The sequence below is a fragment of the Nonomuraea sp. NPDC050643 genome (assembly GCF_040654715.1).
Taxonomy (GTDB): domain Bacteria; phylum Actinomycetota; class Actinomycetes; order Streptosporangiales; family Streptosporangiaceae; genus Nonomuraea.
The window spans coordinates 1-13,600 of record NZ_JBFAIM010000132.1 but is presented as its reverse complement, the minus strand read 5'-3'; the positions used below and the strand labels follow the sequence as shown (position 1 = coordinate 13,600).

Here is a 13,600-nt window from a genome sequence, read left to right as displayed (position 1 = left end):
CAAGTGGTCGAGCGAGCAGGGCGGTGACCCGGCGGCACCTCGGGTGCATCAGCAGTCTCTCGACTACCGACACAAGGATGGTGCACCAGTGAGCGTCCCCGCCGTCGAGCTGGTCGGCATCACCAAACGCTTCGGCGGCGTGACCGCCAACGACGGCGTCGACCTGGCCGTGGAGCGGGGCGAGGTGCACGCCGTCGTGGGCGAGAACGGGGCCGGCAAGTCCACCCTCATGTCGATCCTGTACGGCCTGCACCGGCCCGACGCCGGGCACGTGCTGCGCGCCGGGGCGCGGATGCGGCTGCGCTCTCCCGCCGACGCGATCGCGCACGGGCTCGGCATGGTCCACCAGCGCTTCCGGCTGTTCCCCGGCCTGAGCGTGGCCGAGAACGTGGTCATCGGCGCCGAGCCGATGCGGCGCAGCGTACTCGACCGCGCCGCCGCCCGGCGCTCGGTCACGGACCTGGCCGAGCGGTACGGGCTCCGCGTGGACCCCGGAGCCCGCGTCGGCGACCTGCCGGTCGGAACGCGTCAGCGGGTGGAGATCCTCAAGGCGCTGTACCGGCGGGCCGAGGTGCTGATCCTCGACGAGCCCACCGCCGTGCTCACCCCGGGCGAGGCCGCGGGGCTGTTCCGCATGGTGCGGGAGCTGGCCCGGGAGGGGGTGTCGGTGCTGCTCGTGACGCACAAGCTGGACGAGGTGCTGACCGCGGCGGATCGGGTCACGGTGCTGCGGGGCGGGCGGGTGACGGGACGGTTCCCGACGGCGGGCACGTCGGCGGACGACCTGGTCCGCGCGATGATCGGCCGCTCCCTCGCCGCCGCCCCACCCACCCTCATGGAGCCTCCCGCCCTCAGGGAACCGGCCACCCTCACGGAACCTCCCCCCACCTCGGAGCCTCCCGCCGTCTCAGAGGCGTCTGCCCTCGCCGCCGCGGGGCATCCCGGCGGGACGGGGGCGTCGGCCGGTGGCGACGGCGTCCCGTACCGGCTGGAGGTGCGCGACCTGCATGTCCGCGACCGTGACGGCGTGGCCGCCGTCGCCGGGGTGTCGTTCGGGGTGCGGCCCGGGGAGATCGTCGGCGTCGCGGGCGTCGCGGGCAGCGGGCAGCGCGAGCTCGTGGACGCCGTGGCCGGGCTCCGGCGCGCGCACTCCGGCACGGTGCTCCTCGATGGGCGGCCCGTGGGCGGCTCCAGGGAGCGGCGCGTGGCCTACGTCCCTGGCGACCGTGCGGGGCGCGCCACCGCCTCCGACATGTCGCTGGCCGACAACCTGCTGATGGGAGACCAGCACGGTTTTCTCCTCGACCCGGGCGGGGTCCGCCGGCGGGCGACCGCCCTGGTCGAGCGGTTCTCGATCAAGGCCCCCTCCGTGCGGGTGCCGCTCGCGCAGTTGTCCGGCGGCAACGCCCAGAAGGCGGTGCTGGCCAGGGAGCTGTCCAGGGACACGCCCGTGCTGGTGGTGGAGGAGCCCACCCAGGGCGTGGACGTGGGCGCCCAGGAGCAGATCCACTCCCTGCTCACCGCCGCCCGCGACGCGGGGCGGGCGGTGCTGCTGCAGTCCAGCGAGCTGTCGGAGCTGCGGGCCCTGGCCGACCGGGTGCTGGTCATGTTCGAGGGCCGCCTGACCGCCGACCTGCCGGTGGCGCAGGCCACCGACGAGCGGCTCGGCGCCGCGATGACCGGCGCGACGGGCGTGCGCGAGCCGGCCGGGGAGAGCGCCGGATGACCTCGCACGTGCGTACCGTCGTCGTGCGGCGGGTCGTGGCGGCGCCCGCCGTCGTCTCGCTGGTGGGCGCGCTCCTGCTGACCACGCTCGTCATGCTCGCCGTCGGCGTCGATCCGGCCCTCGCCTACCCCGCCCTCGTACGCGGCGCGCTCATGGACGGCAACCTCGAATACACCGTGGCCGCCTACGTTCCCACCCTCGGCATGGCCGTGGCGTTCGCGATCCCCCTCCGGGCGGGCGAGTTCAACCTGGGCGGCGACGGCCAGCTCGCGCTGGGCGGCATCACGGCCGCCGCGCTGGCCCTGTCGACCGGGGGCGCGGGCTCGTTCGTCGTCCCGCTGGCCGGCGCGGCGCTGGCGGGCGCGCTGCTCGCCGCCCTGTCCGCGCCGCTGCACACGAGGCTCGGCATCCCGGCCATCGTCAGCACACTGCTGCTGAGCGCGCCCGCGGTGTCGCTCGCCTCCTACCTGGCCCGCTTCCCCCTGGCCGAGCAGGGGACGGGGCTGGCGCAGACGCCGCTCCTGCCGGACGCGGCCCGGTTGCCGTCGCTCGGCGCCGGCACGTACGTGACGATCGGGCTGCCCCTGGTGACCGTCCTGACGGTGCTGTGGCTGCTCGCCGACGCCCGCACGGTCCCCGGGTACGAGATCCGCGCGCTCGGCGCCAACCGCGAGTTCGCCCGGTACGGCGGCGTCCGGGTGAACCGGCTGGCCGCGCTGACCCTGGCGGCCGGGGGCGCGTTCGGCGGGCTGGTGGGCGGCCTGATCGTGCTGGGCGCCCCGTACCGGTTCGTGGACGGCGCGCTGACCGCGCCCGGCTACACGTTCACCGCGATCGCGGCGGTGCTGCTGGCCGCGGGACGCCCCCTGGCGGTGCCCTTGGCGGTGGCGTCGCTGACGATCCTGCAGGCCGGCGGCCAGGGGATGGAACGGGAGGCGGGCGTGCCGAGCCAGCTCACCCAGATCGTGCAGGGGCTGATCATCGTGATCGTCGCGGTGGCGGCGGTCGCCAAGGCCCGGCCGCCGAGGGGGAAAGCGTGACGACGTTCCTCGCGGCGGTCCTGACCGCCACCGCGCCGGTCGTGCTGGCGGCCCTGGGCGGCCTGCTCTGCTCGGTGGCGGGCGTCTTCAACATGGCCCTGGAGGGCCAGCTCCTGTGGGGCGCGTTCACGGCGGTGCTGTTCAGCCATCTGACGGGCAGCGCCTGGCTGGGCGTGGCGGGCGCGGTGCTGTGCACCACCCTGTACGCCCTGCTGCTGTCCGTCCCGGCGGTGACGTTCCGCGCCGACCCCGTCGTGGTGGCCGTCGGCACGAACCTGCTGGCGCTCGGGCTGACCGCGTTCCTCATGCGCCAGATCTTCGGCAGCGGCGGCACGTTCGGCTCCCCCGGCCTCGCGGGGCTGCCGACGCTGGCCGCGCTGGGGCTCGACGCCCCCGTGGCCGGATCCCAGTCGCCGCTGGTGCCGGCCGCTTTCCTGCTGGTGGCCGCCACGGCCTGGTGGCTCGGACGAGCCCGCTCCGGGCTGCGGCTGCGCGGCATCGGGCAGCACGCGGAGGCGGCCGAGTCGATCGGGCTGCGGGTGCCGCTCTACCGGCACGCGGCGGTGCTGGGCGCCGGCGCGCTGTGCGGGCTCGGCGGAGCGCAGCTCGCGCTGGGCAACGTGACGCTGTTCAGCGAGGGGATGAGCGCGGGGCGCGGGTGGGTGGCCGTGGTCGCGGTCATGCTCGCCGGCGCCCGGCCGTGGCTGGGGCTGGGGGCCTGCCTGCTGTTCGGGGCCGCGGAGGCGCTGGGGTTCCGGCTGCAGGGGCTGGGGCTCCCGCAGCAGGCCGCCGACGCGGCCCCGTACCTGATCACGCTGCTCGCCCTGGTCGTGGTGGCGGCGGCACGACGGAAGGAGACGCCGGTATGACCGGTCCCGTACTGGCCGATTCCGTGCGGTTCGCGGGAGAGGCCGTGGAGATTCTCGATCGCCGCGTCTATCCGTTCACGGTGCGCTGGATGCGCTGCGCGACCAGCGAGGACGTGGCGGTCGCCATCGAGCGGATGGTGACGCAGAGCTCCGGGCCCCTGTTCGCGACGACGGCGGGGATGGTCCTGGGGGCGCGCGAGGCCCGGCACGAGCCGCCGGGGCGGGCGGCCGGGCGGCTGCGCGCCGTGGGCGCGCGGCTGGTCGCCACCCGGCCGACGAACAACCACATCAGGGACGCCGTGCACGCCGTCCTGTCGGCGACCGTGGGCACCACGCTCCCGGAAGCGAACGAACTGGCAGGGGACGAGCTGGTCACGGCGGTCGAGGCCGCGGCGCGGGCGCACGACGACGGGTATCGCGCCCGCAGCGCGGCGCTCGGCGGGCACGCCGCCTCGCTGCTCCCCGACGGCGCCCGCGTGCTCACGCACTGCTGGGCCGACGCCTTCCTCATCGGCACCGTACGCGCGGCGCAGGCGGCCGGGAAACGGCTGGAGTTCGTCTGCACCGAGACCCGCCCGTACCTGCAAGGTGCCCGGCTGACCGCGGCCACCCTGGTCGAGATGGGCTACCGGCCGACGCTCATCACGGACGGCATGGTCGCCGCCGCCCTGGCGGACGGCATGGCCGACGTCGCGCTGACCGCCGCCGACCGCGTGACGCTGGACGGCCACGTGATCAACAAGGTCGGCACGCTCGGCGTCGCGCTGGCGGCCGGCGCGTTCGGCGTGCCGTTCTACGCACTGGTCGACGCACCCGACCCGCAGGCGCCGACCGCCCGGGACGTGGTGATCGAGCGGCGCGACGGCGACGAGGTGCTGTACGCGCTCGGCCACCGCACCGCCGCCGACGGCGTGAGCGGCTACTACCCGGCATTCGACGTGACCCCGCCCCATCTGGTGACCCGCATCGTGACCGAGCGCGGCGTCTACCAGCCGAACCATGTGAAGGAGAGCCTGTGAGACGCGTCGTGGTCGACACCGACACCGGCATCGACGATGCCCACACCCTGCTGTACCTGGCAGGCCGGCCCGACGCCGAGATCGTCGCGATCACGTCGGTGTACGGCAACTGCACCGAGGAGGACGCCACCCGCAACATCGGTTACGTCGGCGGCCTGCTCGGCCTGGACGTGCCCGTGGCCAGGGGCGCCGCCGAGCCGCTGCGCGGCCCCGCCCACATCGCCGGATACGTGCACGGCAAGGACGGCCTGGGCGATCTCGGCCGCGACCGGCCGCTGCCGGCGGTGGCCGCGGAGTCCGGCCCGGAGCTGCTGGTACGCCTGGCGAACGAGCGGCCGGGCGAGCTCGACCTGCTGGCCCTCGGCCCGCTCACCAACCTGGCGCTGGCCCTGCGCCTGGACCCCGAGCTGTGCACCAAGTACCGCTCGGTCGTCCTGATGGGCGGCTCGGGCCCCTATGCCCCGCCGGGCACCCTGCTGATGATCGACGCCAACGTCAACAACGATCCCGAGGCGGCCCGGGCGGTGTTCTCGGCGCCGCGCCGCGAGCTGGTCATGGTGGGCGTGAACGTGACGGCGGGCACGATCCTGGACGAGCGCGCGATCGCCGCGCTGCGGGCCTCCGGGACGCCGGTGGCCCGGTTCGCGACCGAGATCCTGGACGCGTACCTGGACTTCTACCAGAACGAGTGGGGCCGCCGGATCATCCCGCTGCACGACCCCCTGGCCGCGGGTGTGCTGCTCGACCGCACGTTCGCGACCGCCTGGACGGACGGGCCGGTCAACGTGCGCGGCGACGGCTTCCTGTGGCGGGCCCGGCTGATGCGCACGCACGACGGGCTGCCGCCGGCCTTCCCCTATGAGGCGGCGCCCGCGACCCGGGTGGTCACCGCGGTGGACGCGTCCCGGTTCGTGGCCGACTTCGTGGAGGTGCTGACGCGATGACGACGATCGTGCTCGACATCGAGGGAACGACCAGCTCGACGGAGTCCGTGCACGTGGGCCTGTACGCCTACGCCCGCCCCCGGCTCGGCCCGCACATCGACGCGCACCGCGATGACCCCGAGGTGCGCGCCGCGCTGGCCGGGATCGGCGCGGGCACCACGGCCGAGGCCGTCAAGGTGCTGCACGGGTGGATGGACGGCGACGTCAAGGCCACCCCGCTCAAGACGCTGCAGGGGCGGATCTGGGCGGAGGGCTTCGCGGCCGGCGAGCTGACCGCCCACTTCTTCCCCGACGTGCCGCCCGTGCTGCGCGCCTGGCACGCGGCGGGGCACCGGCTGGCGGTGTTCTCCTCCGGCGCGGTGTCGAGCCAGCGGCCGTGGTTCGCCCACGCCGCGGAGGGAGACCTGTCGTCGCTGGTCACCCACTGGTTCGACACCGTGAACGCCGGGCCGAAGCGGGAGCCCGCCTCGTACGAGCGGATCGCCGCGACGCTCGGGGAGCCGTCCGGGCCGCTGTTCCTGTCCGACGTCCCGGCCGAACTGGACGCCGCGGCGGTGGCCGGCTGGCGTACCACCGGCGTGCGCAGACCGGGCGAGCCGAACGCCGCCGTGCCCTTCGGCGCCCACCCCGTCGTCACGACCTTCGAGGAGATCGACCTATGAGCACCGTCGAGAATCGGCCCGCCGGCATCGCCGGGACCCCGCTGGACGCCGACCACGTGCACGCCTCCGGGGCCCGGCTGGCGGTCGAGGCGGCCCGCTTCACCGGGTACGGCTGGATGCGCGGCACCTCGGGCAACATCTCGGAGGTGGTCTCCCGCGAGCCGCTCCGGCTGGCCGTCACCGCCAGCGGCCTGGACAAGGGCGAGCTGTTGGCCACCGACGTGGCCGTGGTCGGCCCGCGGGGGGAGTCCGTCGCCGTGGAGGGGGTCGAGCCGCTCAGGCCGTCCGCCGAGGCCGGGCTGCATGCTCGGGTGGCGGCGCTGACCGGCGCGGACGCGGTCGTGCACGTGCACGCGCTCAACGCGGTCGTGGCCGGGCGCCGCTGGCCGGGCGGGGTGCTGCTGCGGGACGTGGAGACGCTCAAGGGCATCGGCCGCCTGGCGCACGACGACGAGGTCACCATCCCGGTGATCGGCAACAGTCAGGACATGGGCGAGCTGGGCGACTGGTTCGAGGCGGCCCACGATCCGCGCACGCCCGCCGTCATCGTGGCCGACCACGGCCTGTACGCCTGGGGCGCCGATCTCAGGCACGCCCGGCACGTCACCGAGTGCGTGGAGTGGCTCCTGGCGTACGCGCTGGCCACCTCCTGAAGCACGGGGACCACGGAGACAGGGACGGGCACGGGGGCGGGCACAGGGGCGGGGTCACTCGTCGCTGTCGTCCTCCTCCCGGCCGTCGCGCTCTTTCCTCAGCTCTTCGGCCAGCCCTTTCGCCCAGGCGAGGCGTTCCTCCTCCGGCAGGTCGAAATAGCCCTCCGGCAGCGCGGCCTGGAGCTTACGCCTCCTCAAGAAAGCCACCTGCGCCTCCCGTCCCGATGTAGTCGCGGGTCTTCACATCGTAGATGGCGATCTGGTCGGTCTCCCTGGCCAGCTTGATCGCCGTTTTCCTGCGGGGGATGTTCATCGACGGTTCGAGCCACATCTTCCCGTCCTCGATCCAGCAGCCGAGGTAGATGTTCCCGCGGTTCTCGAAGACGTCCCTGTTGGCGCGGAGGTAGCGGTCGATGGCGCGGGCCGCGACGTCCGGATCGTCCAGGATGCTCTCGGGGAACTGGGCGGTACGACCGGTCGTGGCCACCATGTACCCCCTGGCCGGAGGCCGGCCGGTGGCCGGGGACCAGGAGAAGCCGCCGCTGCGCCGGGCGTCCCTGACCAGGCCGCCGAGCGGGACGGGTTTGGCGCCGCGGAAGAACCTGGCGGCCCGGCGGGCGATGAACCCGGCCGCGCCCGCCGGCACCCTAGGCAACCAGCACCCTCGACGCCTGGTTCATCGACAGGTTCATCAGCGCCCCGGTGAGCCGCTTGATCGCCGGGATCGCCAGTAGCGAGCCGCCCGACGTGGCCGGCGCGGCGGCCGCCGCGAGCCGCATTCTGACCAGCAGCGCGACGAGCTGGACGAACAGGGCGATCTTCAGCGCGAGCACGAGCGCGGCGCTGACCACCAGGCAGACGCCGACGATCTGGGCGCCGGTCACCCCTTCCGCGATGGCCGTGCGCGGGGCCTCGTCCCCCTTCCACGCCTTCAGGAACGCCTCCACGGCCTCGCCCGCGTTGCCGCGCCGCACGGCCTCGGCGACGGTGTCGGCCTGCCCGGTGATGCCGGCGAGCCGGCCGCCGAACCCGGCCCACGCGGTGGCCAGCCGGTGCAGCGACTCCTCGTCCACCTCCGGCCAGAGGTAGCCGAGCTCGTTGAGCAGGGCGGACAACGGGGAGGGCAGGGTCAGGCCCATGTGGCGCCCGCCCTGATCGCGGCGGCGGCGTCCTGGTCGGTGTCACGGTAGGAGGCCGCCATGGAGGTGAGTCCTTCGCCGTGCCCGCCCAGCGCGGTGACCGCCGAGGCGATGGAGCCGGCCGCCATCTCGTGGATCGCCGCGTACGCGGCGGCGATCATGGCGCTGATGTCGTCGTTCCGCGGGATCGCGCCGTCGGCGGAGACGGCGGCGAGCAGCTCGGCCAGCGCGCCGCTCACGTCCGCGGCGACGCCGCCGAGGTCCGTTCCCGCGTTGTGGAGAACGGTCGTGCGGACTTCGAGGCCGGTCATCCGTCGATGCGCCTTTCGAGTTGCCGGAGCAGGTCGGTGATGGTGTCGGCGAAGACGCCGAACCGGTCGGCGGAGAACTCCTGCAGCTCGCTCAGCTCCGCCGAGAGCGCGGCCAGGTCGGGGGCCGATCCCGGCCGCGTTTCGCCCGCCACGCCGTCGAGCGCCTCGTTCACGGTGCGCAGGATCAGCGCGGCCAGGTCGGCCGACTCCAGCCGCCTGGCCCGGGGGTTCAGGTCGAGGGAGCGCAGGCGGGCGCCGTCGGCCGACAGGACGGCGGTCGCGCGGACCAGGCCGTCGCGCTCGTTGGCCTCGTACTCGGCTCCGGTGGGGGCGAACAATACGGTCCTGGCCGACTCGACCGCCTGCCGGGCGCCCTCGATGAGGCGGTCGAAATCCCCCGCGCCGAGGTCGCCGCTCATCCGCCGGCCTCGGCCAGCACCTGACCCACCCGCTCGAACAGCGGTTTCGGCTCGCCCCGCGGCGCCGGTGCGGTCAGCAGCAGCCTGGCGGCGGCCAGCACGGCGCGGATGGCGCGCACGCGCAGGTCCTCGGGCAGGGACTCGATGTCGCTGACCGCGGAGAAGCCGATGACCCGCCGGGCCGCCTTGGCCGCCGCGAACGGCACGGCGTCGGCGTACACCTGGGCCAGGTAGGGGTCGAGGTCGATGATCCGCGGGTCGGCCCGGCCCGGCCACAGCCGCGTGAACTCCTCGGCGAACCCCTGCCAGGTCTCCCCCGCCTGGGCCAGCACCCATGCGGCGTGCGCGTCGTCGCCCAGGACGACGGCGCGGGCGGCGGCCAGCACGTAGTTGCCCCAGAGCGCCCCGACGTCGAAGCCGACCGGGCCGTAGAAGGCGAACTCGGCGTCGAACGCCCGCGCCGAATGCGGCTCGTCGCGGACGAGCACGGAGCCGGTGTGCAGGTCACCGTGGATCAGCGCCTCGGCGTGGGTCAGGAAGGCGAGCTTGGCGGCGCCGATGGCGGCCCGCACGTCCGGGTCGCCCGCGTACGCCGCGACGTCGGCCGCGTTGGCGGGCAGGACGCGGTTGTGCTCGTGGGTGATGTACGGCTCGGTGAAGACCAGGTCCTCGGTGATCTCGCACAGCTCGGGGTTGGCGGCGGTGGCCAGTGCCGCCTTGTGCCCCTTGGCGCCGAGGCCGAACACCGAGGTGCCGAACGCGACCTTCGCGACATAGCGCCCGAGGTCGGCGGCCACGCCCTCATGGCGCAGCCCCTCGTTGAGCGCGCCGCGCCACACCCGGTGGTCCGACAGGTCCTCGATGGCGATGACGTGCCGGTCGGGATCGGCGTCGTGGATCTCGGGCACCAGGCCGGGCGCGACCCGGTTGTGCACGCGCAGCGCCCGGCCCTCGATGCCGTTGCGTTCCGGGGTGATGGGCCAGGTGGGGTCCACGCGGACGTACGGGAGCGCCTGCTTGAGCACCAGCCCGCCGTGCTCGGCCGCGGCCACGAACACCAGGTTGAGGTTGCCGTCGCCCACCTCGCGCACACGCGAGACCGCGCCGAAACGGGCCAGCGCGGGGCGCGTGGCGACGTAGCCGGCCACGGTGTCGACGGTGAGGAGCTCGTAGCTCACCTGATCCTCCTGAGCGTGTAACTGGTCACCAGCGCGCCGACCAGCAGCGCGCCCTGGACGAAGGTCTGGGCGTAGTAGGGAGCGTTCAGCATGGTCAGGCCGTTGATCATGACGCCGATGAACAGCGCGCCCACCACGGTCCCGAGCGCGTTGGGCCGGTTGGCGCCGAGCACCGCGAAGCCGATGAGCGCGGCGGCCACGGACTGCAGCAGGTACGGGTCCCCGGCGCCCACGTCCCCGCGGCCGAGCCTGGCCGACAGCAGGATCCCGGCCACCGCCGCGCACACCCCCGACACGGCGTAGGCCAGCGCGCGGTAGCGGGCGACGCGGATGCCGGCCAGGCGGGCGGCCTCGGGGTTGCCGCCGATCGCGTACAGGGCCCGGCCCCAGCGGGTGTGGTGGAGCAGCACGTACACCAGGGCCGCGAGCAGCGCGAACACCACGACCGGAACCGGCACCGAGGCGACCGTGCCGCCGCCCAGCCAGGCGAACCCCTCGGTGTACCGCCCGGGGGCGGGCGCGCCGTCCACGGTCATGCCGGGGGCGACCGACTGGCCGCCCGTGACGATCAGCGCCAGGCCCTGGAAGAGGAAGAGGGTGCCGAGCGTGGCGACCAGGTCGGGCACCTTGGCGACCACGGTGAGCAGCACGTTGACGCCGGCCACGAGCAGGCCGGTGAGCAGGCCCGCGACCACGGCGGTGGCGCCGGTGAGGTTGAACCTGACCATGGTCAGGGCGGTCACCATGACGACGGCGCCGACGCACGCGCCGGCGGAGAGGTCGAAGCCGCCGGTCGTCATGGAGACGGTGACGCCGAGCGCGACGATCCCGACCACGGCGACGGACTGCAGGACGATCAGGGCGTTGGGGTAGGTGGCGAAGGCGGGGCGGAGGAGGGCGAACACGACGAGCATGACGGCCAGCACGCCCAGCAGTCCGTAGCGGTAGGCGACGGCGGCGACCCGGGAGGCGGCCCGCCGGGAGGCCGACGCCGCGGGGCCCGCGGCGGTGGAGGTGGCGGTCATGCGCCGCCTCCGTGCGGGGGCGGCCCGGCCTGGGCCTCGGAGCGCCCGGGTGGATGCGCGGGGACGGCGGGTCGCTCTGGGGGTGTGCCGGACATGAGGGCGGCCAGGCGTTCCGGGGTCGCCTCCTCGATCGGGAGCTCGCCGACGGCCGAGCCCTCGTACAGGACGAGGACGCGGTCGGCCAGACCGCGCAGCTCCTGCGGGTCGGAGGTGGCGACGACGACGGCCGACTCCCTGGCCCGGTCGCGCACGACGCGGCCGATGTCGGCGCGGGCGGCCACGTCCACACCGCGGAAGGGCTCGTCGAGCACCAGCAGCCGGGGGTCGCCCGCCAGCCAGCGGCCGACCACGACCTTCTGCTGGTTGCCGCCCGACAGCGCCTCGATGGGCGCGTCAGGTCCCGGCCCGCGCACGCCGAACAGGTCGATGACGTGCCGGGTCGCGGCCGTCTCGGAGCGGCGTACCAGCAGCCCGGAGCGGCTGTGGCGGCGTAGCCACGGCAGTGTGACGTGCGCCCGCACCGACCAGCCCGGCACGATCGCCTGCGCCGCCCGCTCCTCGGGCGCGAAGACGACCCCTCTGCCGATGGCCGCACGCGGGTCCTTCGGCCGGTACGGCTCCCCGTCGAGCCGCACCCGCCCCGACACCAGCGGCCGGGCGCCCCCGAGTTGCTCGAGCAGCTCGGTCTTCCCGGCTCCGACCAGCCCGGTCACTCCCAGGACCGCGCCCGCGCGCACCCGCAGCCCGAACGCCCGCCCCCGTGGCACGGCCCGGATCTCTTCGGCCACCAGCACCTCGCGGCCCTCCGCCGCGGCGGCGACCGGCGTTCCCCCACGGCCGAGCGGGGTGTCGAGGGAGGCGCCGAGCATGGCGGTGACGATGGACTCGCGGGACACCGGGGCCGTGAACGTGGCGACCAGCTCGCCGTCCCGCAGGACCGCCACCCGATCACACAGCGTCTCGATCTCCGACAGCCGATGGGACACGTACAGCACCGAGACCCCCCGCGCCGCCGCCTCCCTCACCCGGACGGCCAGCGCCCGAGCCTCCACCTCCGACAGCGTCGACGTCGGTTCGTCCAGGATCAGCAGCCGCGCCCGCCGGGACAGGGCGCGGGCGATGACGATCTGCTGCCGGGCGCTGGCGGGCAGGCTCTCCACCGGGGCGTCCAGCGGCAGCGCCAGGCCGGGGGCCACGGCGGTCGCGGCGGCGCGCACCCGCGCACGGGTCACGAACCACCCGCGTCCCGCCGCCGAGTCCAGCGTCAGGTTCTCCGCCACGCTGGCGCCGGCGACCACTCCGTCGTCGATGTTCTGGTGCACGGTCTGCACCCCGGCCGCCTGCGCGTCCAGCGGGCCGGCGAAGGCCAGGGGCCGCCCCTCGTACGACAGCGTCCCCGACGTCGGGAACGTCGCCCCGGAAAGGATCTTGATGAGGGTGGACTTCCCGGCCCCGTTCGTGCCGATGAGCCCGAGCACCTCCCCCGGCCGCAGCTCCAGCGTGATCGACGCCAGCGCCCGGGTGGCCCCGTACACCTTGGAGACGGACGTGACCGCGAAGGTCACGACGCCGCCCAGGGCACGCGCGCCACGTCGGGCGTGGTGAGGGTCGGGAAGGCCCGCGTGAGCTGCTCCACGCTGGTGATCCCGGCGTCGCGCAGGCCCTTCTGGGTGATGAGCGACGGCGGCACGGTCAGCGCGCGATCGACGTCCTCCTCCGCGACGAGCAGAGCGGCGGCGCGTACCGCGATCCGGCCCACGTTGGCCGGGTCGGTGGCCGAGGTGGCCACCCACGGGCTGCCGGGCTCGGTCATGACGCCGATGTCGGCGGTGGAGACGTCCGCGCCGTAGATCTTGACCTTGTCCGCCAGACCGAGCTCCTTGACGGCCAGCGCGGCGCCCTTGGCGAACTCGTCGTACGGCGCGAAGATCGCCTTGACGCCCGGGTTGGCCTGGAGCGCGGCCTTGGCCTGGTCGGCCACCGCCGAGGCGGTCGAGCTGTTGACCACGCCGATCCGGGCCACCTCCTTGATGCCGGCGTTGTCCTTCTTGAACTGCTCCCAGGTCTCGTTGCGCCGGTCCAGCGGGGCGAAGCCGGCGACGTAGACGTAGAGGACCTCGCCGGAGCCGCCGGTGTCGGCCTTCAGCGCGCCCAGCGCCTGTTCGGCGATCTCGTGGTCGTCCTGCGTCAGGGCCACGGCCTGCGGGGTCCCGGGGTCGACGTCGAAGGCGACGAGCGGGATCCGGGCGGCCACCGCCTTCTTGATGGCGGGCTGCACGGTCTGGGCGAACCCGTGGTCCACGATGATCGCGTCGGACTTCGCCGTGACGGCCTGTTCCAGGTTGAGCGCCTGCTTGTCGTTGTTGCCGTCGCCGCTGGAGACCTCGAGCCGCACGTTGAGCGCCTTGGCCTCGGCCTGCGCGCCGGCCAGCCACTGCTCGAAGTAGTCGCCCGACGAGAGTTGCCGCACCAGGGAGATCCGGACGTTCCCGCCGCCTCCCCGCCCGCGAAGTTCACGGCGCCCGCCCTCCAGTCGCGCGATGCCAGCCATCGCCGACGCCTCGCCGCCACCGGCGGGGGAGACCACGGGATAGGACGTGTCGCCCATCTTCAGG

General features: G+C 74.5%; 16 protein-coding genes. 7 read left to right on the top strand and 9 right to left on the bottom strand.

The features are described from left to right. Positions 1-88: 88 nt before the first annotated feature. Genes AB0I15_RS65780 through mtnB form a run of 7 tightly spaced genes read left to right on the top strand, consistent with a single transcriptional unit; the run spans position 89 to position 6,913 of the window. Entirely contained in the window at positions 89-1,726 is a 1,638-nt protein-coding gene (locus AB0I15_RS65780) for an ABC transporter ATP-binding protein (RefSeq protein WP_358120683.1), read from the top strand. Continuing rightward, entirely contained in the window at positions 1,723-2,766 is a 1,044-nt protein-coding gene (locus AB0I15_RS65775; RefSeq protein ID WP_358120681.1) for a hypothetical protein, read from the top strand. The genes AB0I15_RS65780 and AB0I15_RS65775 overlap by 4 nt, the downstream gene beginning before the upstream one ends. Beyond that, entirely contained in the window at positions 2,763-3,635 is an 873-nt protein-coding gene (locus AB0I15_RS65770) for an ABC transporter permease (RefSeq protein WP_358120678.1), read from the top strand. Before AB0I15_RS65775 ends, AB0I15_RS65770 begins: the two co-directional genes overlap by 4 nt. Then, positions 3,632-4,654, top strand: coding sequence for a s-methyl-5-thioribose-1-phosphate isomerase (locus AB0I15_RS65765; protein WP_358120675.1), 1,023 nt, complete (start codon positions 3,632-3,634; stop codon positions 4,652-4,654). The genes AB0I15_RS65770 and AB0I15_RS65765 overlap by 4 nt, the downstream gene beginning before the upstream one ends. Further along, complete coding sequence (locus tag AB0I15_RS65760; protein WP_358120673.1) at positions 4,651-5,598, top strand: nucleoside hydrolase; 948 nt, start codon at positions 4,651-4,653, stop codon at positions 5,596-5,598. The genes AB0I15_RS65765 and AB0I15_RS65760 overlap by 4 nt, the downstream gene beginning before the upstream one ends. Continuing rightward, positions 5,595-6,260, top strand: coding sequence for an acireductone synthase (mtnC, locus tag AB0I15_RS65755; RefSeq protein WP_358120671.1), 666 nt, complete (start codon positions 5,595-5,597; stop codon positions 6,258-6,260). Before AB0I15_RS65760 ends, mtnC begins: the two co-directional genes overlap by 4 nt. After that, the gene (gene mtnB, locus AB0I15_RS65750; RefSeq protein ID WP_358120668.1) at positions 6,257-6,913 is read left to right on the top strand and encodes a methylthioribulose 1-phosphate dehydratase; all 657 of its coding nucleotides are present in this window, start codon (positions 6,257-6,259) and stop codon (positions 6,911-6,913) included. Before mtnC ends, mtnB begins: the two co-directional genes overlap by 4 nt. A 54-nt stretch (positions 6,914-6,967) precedes the next feature. Here the strand turns inward: mtnB and AB0I15_RS65745 are convergent, their stop codons facing one another. The 9 genes from AB0I15_RS65745 to AB0I15_RS65705 all read right to left on the bottom strand — a co-directional run. Further along, positions 6,968-7,111, bottom strand: coding sequence for a hypothetical protein (locus AB0I15_RS65745; RefSeq protein ID WP_358120666.1), 144 nt, complete (start codon positions 7,109-7,111; stop codon positions 6,968-6,970). Next, on the bottom strand, positions 7,098-7,568 hold the full coding sequence (locus AB0I15_RS65740; RefSeq protein WP_358120663.1) for a hypothetical protein: 471 nt from the start codon (positions 7,566-7,568) through the stop codon (positions 7,098-7,100). Before AB0I15_RS65740 ends, AB0I15_RS65745 begins: the two co-directional genes overlap by 14 nt. Then, positions 7,561-8,052, bottom strand: coding sequence for a hypothetical protein (locus AB0I15_RS65735; RefSeq protein ID WP_358120661.1), 492 nt, complete (start codon positions 8,050-8,052; stop codon positions 7,561-7,563). The genes AB0I15_RS65740 and AB0I15_RS65735 overlap by 8 nt, the downstream gene beginning before the upstream one ends. Beyond that, the gene (locus AB0I15_RS65730) at positions 8,043-8,363 is read right to left on the bottom strand and encodes a hypothetical protein (protein ID WP_358120658.1); all 321 of its coding nucleotides are present in this window, start codon (positions 8,361-8,363) and stop codon (positions 8,043-8,045) included. The genes AB0I15_RS65735 and AB0I15_RS65730 overlap by 10 nt, the downstream gene beginning before the upstream one ends. Beyond that, a complete protein-coding gene (locus AB0I15_RS65725) occupies positions 8,360-8,782 on the bottom strand; it encodes a YbaB/EbfC family nucleoid-associated protein (protein ID WP_358120655.1) in 423 nt (140 codons plus the stop codon). The genes AB0I15_RS65730 and AB0I15_RS65725 overlap by 4 nt, the downstream gene beginning before the upstream one ends. Further along, the gene (gene mtnK, locus AB0I15_RS65720; RefSeq protein ID WP_358120652.1) at positions 8,779-9,960 is read right to left on the bottom strand and encodes an S-methyl-5-thioribose kinase; all 1,182 of its coding nucleotides are present in this window, start codon (positions 9,958-9,960) and stop codon (positions 8,779-8,781) included. Before mtnK ends, AB0I15_RS65725 begins: the two co-directional genes overlap by 4 nt. Beyond that, positions 9,957-10,985, bottom strand: a complete 1,029-nt coding sequence (locus AB0I15_RS65715; RefSeq protein WP_358120649.1) for an ABC transporter permease — start codon at positions 10,983-10,985, stop codon at positions 9,957-9,959. Before AB0I15_RS65715 ends, mtnK begins: the two co-directional genes overlap by 4 nt. Then, the gene (locus AB0I15_RS65710) at positions 10,982-12,550 is read right to left on the bottom strand and encodes a sugar ABC transporter ATP-binding protein (RefSeq protein ID WP_358120646.1); all 1,569 of its coding nucleotides are present in this window, start codon (positions 12,548-12,550) and stop codon (positions 10,982-10,984) included. Before AB0I15_RS65710 ends, AB0I15_RS65715 begins: the two co-directional genes overlap by 4 nt. Further along, positions 12,547-13,600, bottom strand: a 1,054-nt coding sequence (locus AB0I15_RS65705; RefSeq protein WP_358120643.1) for a substrate-binding domain-containing protein, incomplete at its 5' end; no start/stop codon positions are given. The genes AB0I15_RS65710 and AB0I15_RS65705, both read right to left, overlap by 4 nt.

What these genes read in the sequence shown, in the direction of transcription:
- AB0I15_RS65775 (WP_358120681.1), top strand. Translation starts at nt 1,723, where the DNA reads ATGACCTCGCACGTGCGTACCGTCGTCGTGCGGCGGGTCGTGGCGGCG.
- AB0I15_RS65765 (WP_358120675.1), top strand. Translation starts at nt 3,632, where the DNA reads ATGACCGGTCCCGTACTGGCCGATTCCGTGCGGTTCGCGGGAGAGGCC.
- mtnC (WP_358120671.1), top strand. Translation starts at nt 5,595, where the DNA reads ATGACGACGATCGTGCTCGACATCGAGGGAACGACCAGCTCGACGGAG.
- mtnB (WP_358120668.1), top strand. Translation starts at nt 6,257, where the DNA reads ATGAGCACCGTCGAGAATCGGCCCGCCGGCATCGCCGGGACCCCGCTG.
- AB0I15_RS65735 (WP_358120661.1), bottom strand. Translation starts at nt 8,052, where the DNA reads ATGGGCCTGACCCTGCCCTCCCCGTTGTCCGCCCTGCTCAACGAGCTC.
- AB0I15_RS65730 (WP_358120658.1), bottom strand. Translation starts at nt 8,363, where the DNA reads ATGACCGGCCTCGAAGTCCGCACGACCGTTCTCCACAACGCGGGAACG.
- AB0I15_RS65725 (WP_358120655.1), bottom strand. Translation starts at nt 8,782, where the DNA reads ATGAGCGGCGACCTCGGCGCGGGGGATTTCGACCGCCTCATCGAGGGC.
- AB0I15_RS65715 (WP_358120649.1), bottom strand. Translation starts at nt 10,985, where the DNA reads ATGACCGCCACCTCCACCGCCGCGGGCCCCGCGGCGTCGGCCTCCCGG.